Source organism: Idiomarina aquatica (genome assembly GCF_003987185.1).
GTDB lineage: Bacteria > Pseudomonadota > Gammaproteobacteria > Enterobacterales > Alteromonadaceae > Idiomarina > Idiomarina aquatica.
The window spans coordinates 484,092-498,982 of sequence record NZ_PIPS01000002.1; the positions used below are offsets into that span (position 1 = coordinate 484,092).

At 52.1% G+C, this 14,891-nt stretch carries 11 protein-coding genes; 4 read left to right on the plus strand and 7 right to left on the minus strand.

Going from position 1 to position 14,891, the window contains the following annotated elements:
• The first annotated feature begins 60 nt into the window (after positions 1-60).
• Together CWE23_RS09150 and CWE23_RS09155 are read left to right on the plus strand one after the other, a co-directional pair.
• Positions 61-1,419 carry a class II 3-deoxy-7-phosphoheptulonate synthase gene (locus tag CWE23_RS09150; RefSeq protein WP_105306434.1) on the plus strand — a complete coding sequence of 453 codons (1,359 nt, stop codon included), beginning with the start codon at positions 61-63 and terminating at the stop codon, positions 1,417-1,419.
• Between the two features lie 33 nt (positions 1,420-1,452).
• Positions 1,453-2,250, plus strand: coding sequence for a DUF1338 domain-containing protein (locus tag CWE23_RS09155; RefSeq protein ID WP_105306433.1), 798 nt, complete (start codon positions 1,453-1,455; stop codon positions 2,248-2,250).
• Between the two features lie 32 nt (positions 2,251-2,282).
• On the opposite strand, the gene ppsR is transcribed toward CWE23_RS09155, so the two are convergent.
• Positions 2,283-3,092, minus strand: coding sequence for a posphoenolpyruvate synthetase regulatory kinase/phosphorylase PpsR (gene ppsR, locus CWE23_RS09160; RefSeq protein ID WP_126820064.1), 810 nt, complete (start codon positions 3,090-3,092; stop codon positions 2,283-2,285).
• Between the two features lie 111 nt (positions 3,093-3,203).
• On the opposite strand from ppsR, the gene ppsA reads away from it, so the two are divergent.
• Together ppsA and ydiJ are read left to right on the plus strand one after the other, a co-directional pair.
• The gene (ppsA, locus tag CWE23_RS09165; protein WP_126820065.1) at positions 3,204-5,570 is read left to right on the plus strand and encodes a phosphoenolpyruvate synthase; all 2,367 of its coding nucleotides are present in this window, start codon (positions 3,204-3,206) and stop codon (positions 5,568-5,570) included.
• A 39-nt stretch (positions 5,571-5,609) separates the two neighbouring features.
• Entirely contained in the window at positions 5,610-8,645 is a 3,036-nt protein-coding gene (gene ydiJ / locus CWE23_RS09170; RefSeq protein ID WP_105306430.1) for a D-2-hydroxyglutarate dehydrogenase YdiJ, read from the plus strand.
• 17 nt (positions 8,646-8,662) lie between these two features.
• Here ydiJ and CWE23_RS09175 read toward each other — a convergent pair whose 3' ends face one another.
• The 6 genes from CWE23_RS09175 to CWE23_RS09200 form a co-directional block, all read right to left on the minus strand.
• Positions 8,663-9,700: a Glu/Leu/Phe/Val family dehydrogenase gene (locus tag CWE23_RS09175; protein WP_105306429.1), complete on the minus strand. Its 1,038-nt coding sequence runs from the start codon at positions 9,698-9,700 to the stop codon at positions 8,663-8,665.
• A 137-nt stretch (positions 9,701-9,837) separates the two neighbouring features.
• Positions 9,838-11,001, minus strand: coding sequence for a cupin domain-containing protein (locus CWE23_RS09180; protein ID WP_126820066.1), 1,164 nt, complete (start codon positions 10,999-11,001; stop codon positions 9,838-9,840).
• Positions 10,998-12,368, minus strand: a complete 1,371-nt coding sequence (purB, locus tag CWE23_RS09185) for an adenylosuccinate lyase (protein WP_105307725.1) — start codon at positions 12,366-12,368, stop codon at positions 10,998-11,000. Before purB ends, CWE23_RS09180 begins: the two co-directional genes overlap by 4 nt.
• Before the next feature lie 62 nt (positions 12,369-12,430).
• On the minus strand, positions 12,431-13,051 hold the full coding sequence (hflD, locus tag CWE23_RS09190) for a high frequency lysogenization protein HflD (RefSeq protein ID WP_105306427.1): 621 nt from the start codon (positions 13,049-13,051) through the stop codon (positions 12,431-12,433).
• Positions 13,048-14,190 carry a tRNA 2-thiouridine(34) synthase MnmA gene (gene mnmA, locus CWE23_RS09195; protein ID WP_105306426.1) on the minus strand — a complete coding sequence of 381 codons (1,143 nt, stop codon included), beginning with the start codon at positions 14,188-14,190 and terminating at the stop codon, positions 13,048-13,050. Before mnmA ends, hflD begins: the two co-directional genes overlap by 4 nt.
• A gap of 46 nt (positions 14,191-14,236) precedes the next feature.
• Positions 14,237-14,830: a pseudouridine synthase gene (locus tag CWE23_RS09200; RefSeq protein WP_105306425.1), complete on the minus strand. Its 594-nt coding sequence runs from the start codon at positions 14,828-14,830 to the stop codon at positions 14,237-14,239.
• Positions 14,831-14,891 lie beyond the last annotated feature (61 nt).

Consider the following 14,891-nt stretch of genomic DNA (forward strand, 5'->3'; position numbering starts at 1 on the left):
TAGGCGCTATCCCCGTTAGATTTGAGGGTTCCGAATCATTTACAAACTGGGTATGCAGTTATGAGCCAGTGGCATGCACGTAGTTGGCGCGATAAGCCCATCAAACAACAGCCGAATTACCAAAGCGCTGAACAGCTAAAACAGGTTGAGCAGGAATTAAGCCAATACCCACCGTTGGTGTTTGCTGAAGAAATCCGTGCCTTACGCACACAGTTAACGGACGTTTGTCACGGCCGTGGCTTTTTGTTGCAAGGCGGCGACTGCGCCGAATCTTTTAGCGATTTCAACGCGCCGAAAATTCGCGATACCTTTAAAGTGATCCTGCAAATGGCCATCGTGATGACCTTTGCCGGCAATTGTCCTGTCACCAAGGTTGCCCGCATGGCGGGACAGTACGCAAAACCACGGTCGAGCGATCTGGAAACCATTGATGGTGTCAGCCTGCCGAGTTATCGCGGTGATATCATCAACGGGATTGATTTTACCGAGGCGGCGCGGCAGCCGGACCCGCAACGAATGCTGAAGGCTTATCACCATTCAGCGGCGACCCTTAACCTGTTGCGTGCTTTTGCTCAGGGTGGTCTGGCGAACTTGCACAAAGTGCATAAGTGGAACCTCGGCTTCTTAGCCACCAACCCGCTGAAAGAACGTTATCAGCAAATTGCCGAGCAAATTCAGTCGGCGTTGCAGTTTATGGAAGTGTTGGGCATCAACACTGAGACCAACGCAACCCTGCACGAGACACAGCTGTTTACGTCACACGAAGCGCTGTTATTACCTTATGAACAAGCGTTGACTCGTACAGACACGCTGACTGGGTTGCCTTACGACTGCTCGGCGCACATGATTTGGATCGGTGAGCGTACCCGCCAGTTGGACCACGCGCACGTCGAATTCATGCGCGGCATTCATAACCCGATTGGCGTTAAAGTCGGTCCAACCATGCCGGAAGACGAACTGATCGAGCTGTTGGATATTCTCAACCCGGGTAACGAAGCCGGACGAATTACGCTCATTAGCCGTATGGGTGCGGACAATTTGGCCGATAACCTGCCGAAGCTGGTGCGTCGCGTGAAGGCTGAAGGCCGTCATGTGGTGTGGTCGAGTGACCCAATGCATGGCAATACCACGAAAGCCGACAATGGTTTGAAAACGCGTAATTTTGATGCGATCCACAAGGAATTACGCCAGTTTTTCGCGGTACATCAGGCCGAGGGCACCTATGCCGGCGGTATTCACCTGGAAATGACCGGTGAGGATGTTACTGAGTGCACCGGTGGCGCCTATCAAATCAGTGAGTCGGATTTGTCCAGCCGCTATCGTACACAATGTGACCCAAGACTTAATGCTGACCAAGTGTTAGAATTGGCGTTTTTAGTGGCTGAGTCGTTACGTTCAGCACGTAACGGACACGGTTAAATTCTCATTACAGTTGTAAAGGATCTTATTGTCATGTCTCAGCAAGTTGAGCAATTATTTGAGCGTTTATGGCAAGACTATATTTCGCGTACGCCATCAGCACCAAAAGTGCATGAAGTGTTGGGTAAAGGTCATCCGATCGTTAACGATCACGTTGCTTTCCGTACCTTTGACATTGCGCCGGTGCGGTTGGAAGCCTTGGCTCAACACTTTTTAGCGTTAGGCTATAAAGAAGGTGGCGATTATCACTTTGAAGAGAAAAAGCTTCGCGCCAAGCATTATGAGCACGACGATCCGACGCTGCCAAAAGTGTTTATCAGCGAGCTGATGACCGCAGAGTTCAGCGACAGCCTGCAGCAAAAAGTTAAGGCCATGGTGGCACAGGTTGACGCGGACGCAGTCAGCAAAGACGACTTTTTGTATTCAGGAACGCACTGGCAGGTCAGCCACGCCGATTATCTGGAGCTGCTGGAAGAGAGTGAATACGCAGCGTGGATGTCGGCGTTTGGTTTCTGCGCCAACCATTTTACCGTTAGCGTTAATTACCTGCCTGGCTTTGATTCGCTCGAGCAGGTTAATGAAACACTGAAACAGGCCGGCTTTACGCTGAATACCTCAGGCGGTGAGATTAAAGGCTCACCTGAGGTTTATTTAGAGCAGTCCTCGACCATGGCCAACCGTCATCCTGTGGCGTTTTCCGATCAAACCGTTGAAATTCCATCGTGTTTTTACGAGTTTGCGAAACGTTACGAAGTTGAAGACGGCAAGCTGTACAGTGGTTTTGTGGCAGCGTCCGCCGACAAAATCTTCGAAAGCACCAACGCCGCCTAAATATGTAGGTCAGCCATTCGGCAATGGCGTCGTTAATAACGGCGCCGTTGCAGATTGGTTTTGGCTAAAATCTTAGCGGCAATTTCTTCCACTGAAAAATGCGTCGAATTGATAAACGGTATGGCCTCGCGGCGATACAGCTTTTCCACTTCCTGTAATTCAAACCGACATTGTTGCATCGATGCGTACTGGCTACCATGCCGACGCTGACTGCGAATTTCATGCAAGCGTTGTGCATTCAGCGTTAGTCCAAACAGCTTGTGGCGCTGTTGCTTCAGTTCCTTGGGTAAATCCAGGTGTTCGAAATCGTCGTCTTCGGTGAGCGGATAATTTGCCGCCTTGATGCCGTACTGCAGGGCCAGATACAAACTGGTCGGTGTCTTACCGGTACGTGACACGCCAACCAAAATGATGTCTGCCTCATCAAGCTGATTAAGGCGTTTCCCATCGTCGTTATCCAGCGCGTAGTTAATGGCATCGACGCGAAAATTATAATTTTTATGTACCCCGTGAGTACGGTGCGTTTTCGGCTCAGCTTTTACCTTCAATTCCTGTTCTACTGAGCCCTTAAATTGCTCCAGGAAATCGTAGGATATACCGCCGCAGTTGGTGATCTTAGTTTTCAATTTTTCGTTTACAAAAGTATGAAAAATCAGCGGTGGTTCACCGTTTTCCTTCAGCGACTGACGGATTTGGCGGCAGACTTTTTCAGCTTTATCCTGAGTATCGACAAAGGGTAGCGTTTTGTGTTGAAACTCAACCGGAAACATCGATAACAAAGCATGACCAAAGGCCTCCGCGGTTAATGCGGTGCCATCAGAGATATAAAACGCGGTGCGCATATTTACAGTTCTTATTTTAATAATGTGTGGACAGATATTAACTTGTTGTGCTGCAAAGTGTAAAATGCTGAGCACTTTCACCTCCATCGACAAAAATTTGAGGACAGTGACGTGCAAGAATACGTATTGTGGTACCAGCAACTCGGCATGCAGGACGTTAATCGGGTAGGCGGAAAGAATGCCTCCTTAGGCGAAATGATCAGCAACCTAGCCGGCGCCGGAGTTGAAGTCCCGGGTGGTTTTGCCACCACCGCAGACGCCTATAATCAGTTTCTTGAGCAAAGTGGGCTTAACGATAAAATCCATCAACTCCTCGATACCCTCGATGTCGATGACGTCAATGAATTGAGCAAAGCCGGTCAGCAAATCCGTCAGTGGATTATCGACACACCATTCCAGCCTGAATTTGAACAAGCCATAAAAACCGCCTTCTCAGAACTCAGCGAAGACAACGACGAATTCAGCTTTGCGGTACGCAGTTCCGCTACCGCCGAAGACATGCCGGATGCCTCCTTTGCCGGTCAGCAGGAAACCTTCCTCAACGTGCGCGGTCTTGACGCGGTAATGGAAGCGATAAAACACGTTTTTGCGTCATTGTTTAATGACCGCGCCATTTCGTATCGTGTGCACCAGGGCTACGACCACCGTGGTGTGGCATTATCAGCCGGGGTACAACGGATGGTGCGCAGTGATATCGCGTCATCGGGCGTCATGTTTACCATTGATACTGAATCCGGCTTTGAGGACGTGGTCTTTATCACGTCTTCGTTCGGTTTAGGCGAGATGGTGGTGCAAGGGGCGGTTAACCCCGACGAATTTTATGTTCATAAGCCAACGCTGAAAGCGGGGCGGCCGGCGGTATTACGCCGTAACCTTGGCAGCAAGCAGATCCAAATGGTGTTTTCTGAGGATCGTGACCACGGTAAGCAAACACTGATCGAAGATATCGAGCCGGCGAAATCCATGACCTTCTCGGTGAGCGACGAGGAAGTCGAAGAACTGGCGCGCCAGGCGGTCATTATCGAACAACATTACGGCCGTCCGATGGACATCGAATGGGCCAAAGACGGCGTTGATGGCAAGCTCTACATCGTCCAGGCACGTCCGGAAACGGTCCGTTCCAATCAGAAAGGTCAGGCCATCGAGCGTTTTGCGCTGAAAAACAAAAGTGACGTCATTTGTGAAGGCCGCGCCATCGGTCAACGCATTGGCTCCGGTGTCGCGAAAGTGCTTAACGACATCAGCGAGATGGATAAAGTGCAACCGGGTGACGTACTGGTTACCGACATGACCGACCCGGATTGGGAACCGATCATGAAGCGTGCAGCCGCCATTGTAACCAACCGCGGTGGCCGTACGTGTCACGCCGCCATCATTGCCCGCGAATTGGGCATTCCGGCGGTGGTCGGCTGTGGTAATGCCGATGAGCTGATCAGCAACGGCCGCAAAGTAACGGTTTCTTGTGCCGAAGGCGACACCGGCTACATCTACGATGGCGAACTGGAGTTTGATGTCACCTCTACCGCCGTGGATAAAATGCCAAACTTGCCGATGAAAATTATGATGAACGTCGGTAACCCGGATCGCGCCTTTGATTTTGCCCGTTTACCGCACGCCGGTATTGGTTTGGCGCGACTGGAATTCATCATCAACCGCATGATTGGCGTACACCCTAAAGCGTTGCTTAATTTTGACGAGCAAAGCGAAGAGCTACAGGCAACCATCCGTGGCATGATCGCCGGCTACTCCAGCCCGCGTGAATACTACATTGCCAAGTTGGCCGAGGGCATCGCCACCTTGGGTGCGGCGTTTTCTCCGGAACGGGTTATCGTGCGTATGAGTGACTTTAAGTCGAACGAGTACGCTAACCTGATCGGCGGCAGTCAGTATGAACCGGACGAAGAAAACCCCATGCTGGGTTTCCGCGGTGCCTCACGTTATATCTCAGAAGAATTCCGCGACTGTTTCGCGCTTGAATGTGAGGCGATTAAACGGGTTCGTAACGACATGGGACTGACCAACGTCGAAATCATGATCCCATTCGTACGTACGCTGGAAGAAGGCCGTAAAGTGATTGAGCTGCTCGAAGAGCAGGGGCTTAAACAGGGTGAAAACGGTCTGCGCGTCATCATGATGTGTGAATTGCCGTCAAACGCGTTGTTAGCCGACGAGTTCCTCGATATCTTTGATGGTTTCTCCATTGGTTCAAACGATTTAACTCAGCTAACCCTCGGTCTGGATCGCGACTCCGGCGTCATCGCGCACCTGTTTGACGAACGAAATGAGGCGGTTAAACGGTTGTTGGCGATGGCCATCACCACCGCTAAAAAACGTGGCAAATACGTGGGTATTTGTGGTCAGGGGCCATCCGATCATCCTGATTTGGCGGCGTGGTTGGTCGAGCACGGCATCGACTCGGTGTCACTGAACCCTGATACCGTGGTTGAAACCTGGATGTACCTGGCTGAAAACCTATAACTTGTTACGATTGACTGAACACGAGGATAACACACGAACATGACGCAACTTCCTAAGCTGGTCGCCGAACGCGGCTTACCGCAAGTGTACCAAACGTTTTTACAGGCGCTTGCAAAAACCAGTTACAGCGGAGATGTGGATGTCAGTTATTCGGGGCGGCTTATTGCCGCCACCGATAACAGTGTTTATCAGCAGCTACCGCAGGGCGTGCTTTATCCCAAGAGCGTCATTGATCTGCAGATCATCACCTCGCTGGCGGCCGAGCAACGCTTTGCGGACGTGCAATTTTCGCCACGTGGCGGCGGCACCGGCACGAACGGCCAATCGTTAACGCCCGGCTTGGTGGTCGATCTCAGTCGTCACATGAACCGCGTACTCGAAGTGAACGTGGAGCAGGGCTGGGTTCGTGTGCAGGCCGGTGTGGTGAAAGATCAACTGAACGACGCACTGCGCCCCTACGGTTATTTCTTTTCACCGGATTTATCGACCAGTAATCGTGCCACCTTAGGTGGCATGATCAACACCGATGCCTCTGGGCAAGGTTCACTGGTGTACGGGAAAACCAGTGATCACATTCTTGCGTTGAGTACCGTGTTAATGGGTGGCGAAAAGCTGGAAAGTGGTCCGGTATCGCTGCAGCAGGCACAAGCCATCAGTGAAAAAGCGACCGTGGTAGGACGCTTGTATCGTCAGGCTCTGGATACCTGCGTTGGCTTTCGTGATGATATCGACGCCAAGTTTCCACCGTTAAACCGCTTTTTAACCGGCTATGATCTCAAGCACACCTATGATCCTGAGCACAACACCCTGGATGTTTCACGGCTGATCGCTGGCTCTGAGGGCACCCTGGGTTTTGTCGCAGAAGCCAAACTTAACATCACCCCAATCCCGAAATACCGTACCTTAGTTAATGTTAAATACAGCGATTTTCAGGCGGCTCTGAATAACGCGCCGTTTTTGGTGCAGGCCAATGCCACCTCGGTTGAAACCATCGACAGTAAAGTGCTCAACCTGGCCCGTGAAGACATCATCTGGCATTCGGTTGAACCGTTGCTGACCGATGTCGAAGGGCACACCATGAACGGTATTAACATGGTGGAGTTTGCCAGTACCGACGAAGAGGAAAACCGCAGTAAAGTTTCGTCGTTGTGTGAACGGCTGGATAAGCTGATCAACAGCAAAGACGCAAAAGGTGTGATCGGGTATCAAATCTGTGACGACCTGCCAAGCATTCAAACCATTTACGCCATGCGCAAGAAATCGGTCGGATTGCTGGGGGCTACCAAAGGTCGTCGTAAGCCCGTAGCCTTTGCTGAAGATACCGCAGTGCCGCCGGAAAAGCTGGCCGATTTTATCATGGAATTCCGCCAGTTACTGGATAACGCCGGTTTGCACTATGGCATGTTCGGTCATGCCGATGCCGGGGTGCTGCACGTACGCCCGGCACTGGATTTAACCGAACCCAATGACGAAAAGGTGCTGCGCGAAATCAGTGACAAGGTGGCCGCCTTAACCGCAAAATACGGCGGGTTAATGTGGGGTGAACACGGTAAAGGTTATCGTTCGGAATACGCGCCGGCGTTTTTTGGTGAGCAATTATTTACCGAATTACGCAAGATAAAAACGGCCGTCGACCCCAACAACCAACTGAATCCGGGAAAAATCTGCACACCGCTTGAAGGCGAACACCAATTGGTGTCCGTTGATGCAACTAAGCGCGGTTATTATGACCGGCAAATTCCGGTAGCGACCCGCGACAGCTTCCGCAATGCCATGGACTGTAATGGTAACGGGCTTTGTTTTAACTACGACACCAGTGCGGTTATGTGCCCGAGCTATAAAGTCAGTGGTGATCGCCGCTATTCTCCGAAAGGGCGTTCGTCATTGATGCGCGAATGGTTGCGACTGGGGGCAGCGGCAGGCTTCGATGCGGCGCAGTCACCGCAACAGCCACTGCCGTGGCCGAAGAAAATGCTCAATCGTTGGTTGCACCGCGACGACTTCAGTCACGAGGTGCGGGCGTCGATGGATAAATGCCTGGCGTGTAAAGCCTGTACCAACCAATGCCCGGTCAGCGTTGACGTACCGACATTCCGAGCGCGCTTTTTAGAACATTATTACAGTCGCTACGCCAGGCCGCTAAAAGACTGGCTGGTTAAAAATGTGGAAACCACCGCACGCTGGGGGGCTAAGGCGCCGCGTCTAAGCAACGCGCTGACTAATAACTCGGTGTCGCGAACGGTACTGGAATCAGTGGTCGGTTACGTCGATACGCCGGAGTTTTCAGTACCCAGTCTGTCGCAACGCTGGCGAAAGCTGCAATTGCCGAGCATGGATACGAGCGACATTTTGGCCTGTGATGACGCCGAACGCGAAAACTTTGTCGTTATTGTGCAGGACCCGTTTACCAGTTTCTATGAGGCGGGTGTGGTCGAAGCCTTTGCGATGGTGGTTAAACGACTGGGCTACACGCCGGTGTTGTTGCCGTTTAAAGGCCATGGTAAAGCGCAACACGTAAAAGGCTATCTCAGTGAGTTTAAACAAACGGCGGCAACCGTGGCTGAGCAACTGCTGCCGTTATGTGAACGTGGCATTGAATTGGTCGGCGTCGACAGTTCAACGGCACTGGTATTCCGCGACGAATACCGGCAGGCTCTGGGCGATGAGATCGCGGCTAAGCTGCAAGTGAAAACGGTGGTTGAGTGGTTTGAAGGTAAGCCACTGTCACCGATGGCGGAGACCACCAACCGCACCTATGGATTACTGTTACATTGTACAGAGCAGAGTTTTATTCCGGAGTCAGCGAAACACTGGCAACAGCTGTTTCGGGCGTTTGGTCTGCAACTGGATGTAGTGAACGTTGGTTGTTGCGGTATGGCCGGTACCTTTGGCCACGAAAAACAACATCAGCAGGACAGCAAGGCGCTGTATCAAATGGGCTGGCAACAGGCGATTGATGCGTACGGAACCAGCGGCATTGTCGCCACCGGGTTTTCCTGTCGTTCACAGGTTAAACGGATGGAAAACAAGCGGGTGAGGCACCCGCTGGAAGTTGTACTCGCGTGCTTTGACTAGCACGCGAGTAACACCGTTTACTTTTTGGCGTTAGCGATGATTTCGCGCGCCATTTCGTCAGCCAGTTCTCCGGTCGGACGATCTTCTTCTTTAGCACGGGTAAATAGCTTATCCAGGGTATTGTAGATATCACGTACCCGTTTGTCGGTCTCTTCCAACGACATGTTAGCCGCTTCTGAACAAACGTGGATAACGCCGCCGGCATTAATGACATAATCCGGTGCGTAAAGAATGCCCATGTCTTTGACCATCTTGTCATGCTTAGGATTGGCCAACTGGTTGTTCGCACTACCGGCAATGATTTTGCACTTCAATTGCTTCAGTGTTTCATCGTTGATGGTCGCACCCAGCGCGCATGGCGCATAAATGTCAGCGTCAACCGAGTAGATTTCATCTAAGCCGACAACGGTTGCGCCCAATTCGTTCTTCGCGCGCTCCAGTGCTTCTTCGTTGATGTCGGTAACGATCAGCTCAGCGCCGTCTTCGCGACAGTACTTGGCAAAGTCATAACCAACTGCACCCAGACCCTGAACCGCGATTTTAACGCCATTCAGATCTTCACTGCCCAAGCGATGCTTGGCCGCGGCTTTAAGACCTAAATAGGTGCCCAGTGCGGTGTGTGGGGAAGGGTCACCGGCTTTATCCGCGGTACCGGCAACGTGCTGAGTTTCCTGTGCCACAATGTCAATATCGCTGGTGCGGATGTTGACGTCTTCCGCAGTGATGTATTTACCACCCAGGCTATTGATGAAACGGCCATACGCACGGAACAGCTGCTCGCTCTTGATGGTTTTTGCGTCACCAATAATAACGGCTTTACCGCCACCCAGCGGCAAACCGGCCATGGCACTTTTGTAGGTCATACCGCGTGACAAACGCAATACGTCGGTTAATGCTTCGGCTGATGAGCTGTAATTCCAAAGCCGTGTACCACCAAGGCTTGGGCCGAGCGTTGTATCATGAACAGCGATGATGGCCTTCAGGCCAGATTCTTCGTCATGGCAAAATGCCACTTCTTCATGATGATCAAATTCAGGATGCTCGAATAGAGACATGAATTTCCTTCCTCATTGGTTCTCGAAATTGCGCGCACATTACCATCAAGACAGGGTCTGCGCTACTTAATCCACGAAATAAAAAAACGAATTCAAACGCCTGTTTAGCAACTCTTGTTTACAGTTAACGTAAACTGCTAATCGGTCTCCAAAAAAAGCACAAAAGTGCCTAAATTCAATAAGTCGGCTAGCAACTGACACGCGTTGTCGTTATTAACCAAGGCTAACCATGGCTCGGCTGCTGCTTCCTGACGTAAACTCGCCAGAGCCTCAGCCAGTGGCTGAATCGCGCGGTTCAGTTGAAAGCGTTCGCCGCCGCTGTAATAGGACTGCAAGGAGGCGCTGTACAACCAACGTGCACCGGGAGCGCGGGCAATGATAGCCCCTTGTTGCTGCAACAACTCAGGAATTTGTTCAGCCACGTAGGGCAGTTCCGGCTCGACCAACTCACGTTTGCTTTGGGACATGATGCGCATCAGCAGGTCATCGGCACCGTTGCCCTGTAACGCATCCGCCAACAACTGCTTACACTGTGCTAACTGAGTGTCGCTGACTTCGTGTGTTGCGGTGTCAGGCTGCAGTTGTGGATCCTGATAGCGCCGGTTGAGCACATCGTGCTGCAGGGCCTGATCGCCAAGTTGCAATAACCACTCCGCTTGCGACGGGGCGCGAAAGCCAACCGAATAGTTTAAGCTTGGCTCCAGCGCTACGCCGTCATGAGGGCAACCGGCCGGGATATAGAGCACATCGCCAGGTTCCAGCACTTCATCAATCACCGCGTCGAACGGCTCTTCCACCAGCGTCAGATCGGTACACGGTTGATAGCTGGTCATGGCCTGCCGCTGCCCGACACGCCAACGCCGGCGTCCGCTGCCCTGAATGATGAACACATCATACTGATCAAGGTGAGGCCCGACACCACCGCCTTCGCAGGAAAAACTGACCATCACGTCGTCGAGACGCCATTCCGGTAAAAATTCAAACGCACTGAGCAATGAACCGACTTGCGGCAACCATTCATTGACCGACTGCACCAGCAAGGTCCAGTTGTTTTCACCGTAGCTTTCGTAATCGCTGAACGGACCGTGCTCTACGTGCCAGTCGGTGGGCTTGCCATCGGCATCATAACGGCATTGCACAATGCGTGAGTCGACACCGTCTTCCATTGCCAGACCGGCCAGAATTTCTGCTTCGACCGGGTCTTCAAAGGCCGGAAAACCGGCACGCAGCAACCGCGGTTGCTGCTGCCAGGTGCCGCTAAGAAATTCGGCTCGGTTAAAAACGTCGGCGTTCAATTTCACGACAATTCATCCACGAAGGCTTCAGCACGGCCGATATAGGTTGCCGGCGTTAACGCTTTCATTTCATCTTTGGCCGCCTGCGGCAGTTCCAGCGCGTCGATAAAGGCCGCCAGGTCACTTGGCGTAATCCGTTTACCACGGGTCAGTTCTTTCAGTTTTTCGTAAGGCTTTTCAATGCCGTAGCGACGCATTACCGTCTGCACCGGCTCTGCCAGCAATTCCCAATTCGCGTCCAGCTCTTTACTCAATACGTCGGCGTTAACTTCCAGTTTGCTCAGCCCTTTTAGGCTGGCATGATAAGCGATGACCGCGTGGGCGATACCGACACCCAGATTACGCAACACTGTTGAGTCGGTCAGATCGCGCTGCCAGCGCGAGATCGGCAGCTTTTGCGCCAGGTGTGACATGACCGCATTGGCGATACCCAGGTTGCCTTCAGAGTTTTCAAAATCAATCGGGTTTACTTTATGTGGCATGGTCGAAGAACCGACTTCGCCGGCGACGGTTTTTTGTTTAAAGTGGTTGAGCGCGATGTAGCCCCAGAGATCACGGTCAAAGTCGATCAGTACGGTGTTAAAGCGCGATACCGCATCAAACAGCTCAGCCACGTAGTCGTGCGGTTCAATCTGTGTGGTATAGGCGTTCCAATCCAGACCCAGCGAACGGACGAATTGCTCTGACACCTGATGCCAGTCGACGTTAGGGTAGGCGGCAAGGTGCGCATTGTAGTTACCGACCGCGCCATTAATTTTGCCCATCAGACGAACCGCTTTAACTTGCTCTAACTGGCGCTGCAGGCGAATGGCGACATTGGCAAACTCTTTACCCATGGTGGTTGGTGTTGCCGGCTGGCCATGCGTACGCGCCATCATCGCAACCGACTTGTATTCTTTGGCTTTGGCTTTAACCGTATCGACCAGTTCCTGCATCAGTGGCACCAAAACCTCATCACGGGCGGTTGCCAGCATCAGGCCATGAGACAAGTTGTTGATGTCTTCTGAGGTACAGGCAAAATGAATGAACTCAGAGATCTTGGCCAACTCGCTGTGGTCAGCGACTTTTTCTTTTAACAGGTACTCAACCGCTTTAACGTCATGGTTGGTGGTACGCTCAATGGTTTTCACCCGCTCAGCGTCTTCAACACTAAAGTTATTAACGATGTCATCCAATACTTGCATAGCCTCAGCGCTCAGCGCCGGCACTTCATCAATACCGTTAACCTCTGCCAGTTGCTGCAACCAGCGAACTTCAACAGTGACACGGAACTTAATCAAACCATACTCACTAAAAATAGGACGTAACGCTTCTACTTTGCTGGCATAGCGACCGTCGACCGGTGATAGGGCGGTTAGGGTTGAAAAAGGCAGCATGTTGATGTTCTCCAGAGGTCAATAGTAGTTAATTAAAGTATCAATAAATTGTGCACGCTTCAGGCGGACTGCAATAACTGCTTTGCGGTATCCAGCATACGTTTGCGCGAAAATAAAAAGTGCCGGCGTTTGCCGCCCACTTGTTGCCACAGTACGGCACTGCGCACACCCGCGAGTAACAACGCCCGAATATGATGCTGATTCGCTTCATTTTTTAAATGTGTCGGATTGCCGTTGATGCGGATGGGTTGTCCCAGCGGGCTGATGAGCTCGCGATAAATCGACGCCAGACTTTGCAGAATACGATAACGTTCGAAACCAAACTCATGGTACTGGCGGCTGACTTGCTCTAACTGCCGGCCGAGTTCGGCCAAGGCCTTTTTATCGTTCAACAGACGTCGCGAAAGGTGGATCATGCCGACCATATAACGCGTTAATTCAAGGTCTTTTTGCGTGCCGTTGCCCATTTGCTGCAACAGCGTATTAAAGCCGGGGCGCATGGCTTCCAGCGAACCGTAAACGGCCAGCGTGGATTCCGGTTCCAGGTTCAGCACACTGTTGATCAGCGTGTCGGTAACGGTATCGTGCAGCACCTGACCGGAACGCGCCAATTGTTGTACCGCGGCCGCACTCAGCGCCATGCCCGACAGCGCCAGTACCCGTTGTTGCCAATCATTCATAGCTTGACCTCAAAGTCGGTCAAACGTTGTTCGATAATACCGCCGCCAAGGCAAACCTCATCAAGGTAGAAGACCGCCGACTGACCCGGGGTTACCGCCGCTACCGGCTCATCAAAAATCACTTCAACCTGGTCGTCACCCAATGGCGTCACCTGGCAGGGAATGTCCTGCTGCCGATAACGCGTTTTCACCGCGCAACGTAATGGCTGTTGTAGTGGCTTACGATCAATCCAGTGCAATTGGCCGGCAACCAGTCCTTTTGAATACAAACGCGGATGATGCTTACCCTGAGCGACGATTAATACGTTTCGCTCAATGTCTTTATCCACCACATACCAAGGATCGTCAGACGCATCGGCCAAGCCGCCGATGTGCAGCCCTTTACGCTGACCAATGGTGTGGTACATCAGTCCTTCGTGTTGACCAAGCTCTTCGCCATCAACCGATTCAATGGTTCCTGGCTGCGCCGGCAGGTACTGCTGCAAAAAGTCTTTAAATTTCCGTTCACCGATAAAACAAATCCCGGTAGAGTCTTTTTTACCGGCGGTAACCAAACCCTGCTGCTCGGCGATCCGGCGAACTTCGGGTTTTTCCAGTTCGCCGACCGGGAACAGGGTCTGAGCGACGTGTTCGTGGCTCAGCGTATAGAGGAAATAACTCTGATCTTTGTTGTTATCAACGCCACGCAGTAATTGCCACTGCTTGCCGTCATAGGCACGGCGGACATAGTGGCCGGTCGCAATGTAATCGGCCCCCAGGGCTTCTGCGGCAAACTCCAGAAACGCTTTAAACTTAATTTCTTTGTTGCACATAATGTCCGGGTTGGGAGTGCGCCCGGCTTTATACTCGTCGAGGAAATGTTCGAACACATTGTCCCAGTATTCCGCCGCGAAATTGACCGTGTGCAGCTCAATGCCCAGGGTTTCGCAAACTTTTTCGGCGTCAGCGAGATCCTCTGCTGCGGCACAGTATTCGTCCGAGTCGTCTTCTTCCCAGTTTTTCATAAACAAGCCTTCAACCTGGAAGCCCTGCTGCAACAGCAAGTAGGCTGATACGGACGAATCCACACCGCCGGACATTCCGACGATGACTTTCTTGTTGGCATTGTTAGTTACGGGCTTCGTGGCGACGTCACTCATTCGATCACACTACCTATTCGGTTACTTAAGCTATTGGGCGCGCATTCTACCACACTGGCGGCTCTTCGCGCCATTCTCCGGGGGCTAATCCGGCCAGTTTATAAGGACCGATTTGGGCGCGAATCAAGCGTAGCGTTGGTAACCCAACGTGTGCCGTCATCCGTCGTACCTGACGGTTTTTGCCTTCGCGGATTTTGATGCAAAGCCAGCTGTCGGGCACACTTTTGCGCTCCCGCACCGGTGGATTACGCGGCCATAAGGCGTGTGGTTCGTCCATGACAAAGGCTTCTGCCGGTTTGGTTTTACCGTCGTTGAGTTCAACGCCTTGTTGCAACTGCCGCAGCTGTTCGGTGGTCGGTTCACCCTCAACCTGCACCCAGTAGGTCTTCCAGACCTTGTATTTCGGATTTGACAAGCGCGCCTGATAAACGCCGTCATTGGTTAACAGCATCAGCCCTTCGCTGTCTTTATCGAGGCGTCCTGCAGGGTAAACGTCCTTGTGCGGCACCCAGTCTTTTAGCGTGGCATCTCCGGCTTCGCCGGAAAACTGCGAGAGCACACCGTAGGGCTTGTTAAACAACACCAGCTTCGGGTTTGCCGGGCGTGGACGCGAAGTACGTTTTGCGTGACGTCGTTGCATCAAGGTTTCCTTTTGATTGTGAACGAGGGGGAAGATCCTCTACTATAGGGGGTTCTTGTTT

Excerpts from the sequence above, each read along its gene's own strand:
- hflD (WP_105306427.1), bottom strand. The coding sequence starts at position 13,051 with ATGAATGATTGGCAACAACGGGTACTGGCGCTGTCGGGCATGGCGCTG.
- CWE23_RS09200 (WP_105306425.1), bottom strand. The coding sequence starts at position 14,830 with ATGCAACGACGTCACGCAAAACGTACTTCGCGTCCACGCCCGGCAAAC.
- CWE23_RS09155 (WP_105306433.1), top strand. The coding sequence starts at position 1,453 with ATGTCTCAGCAAGTTGAGCAATTATTTGAGCGTTTATGGCAAGACTAT.
- ydiJ (WP_105306430.1), top strand. The coding sequence starts at position 5,610 with ATGACGCAACTTCCTAAGCTGGTCGCCGAACGCGGCTTACCGCAAGTG.
- CWE23_RS09150 (WP_105306434.1), top strand. The coding sequence starts at position 61 with ATGAGCCAGTGGCATGCACGTAGTTGGCGCGATAAGCCCATCAAACAA.
- mnmA (WP_105306426.1), bottom strand. The coding sequence starts at position 14,190 with ATGAGTGACGTCGCCACGAAGCCCGTAACTAACAATGCCAACAAGAAA.
- CWE23_RS09175 (WP_105306429.1), bottom strand. The coding sequence starts at position 9,700 with ATGTCTCTATTCGAGCATCCTGAATTTGATCATCATGAAGAAGTGGCA.
- ppsR (WP_126820064.1), bottom strand. The coding sequence starts at position 3,092 with ATGCGCACCGCGTTTTATATCTCTGATGGCACCGCATTAACCGCGGAG.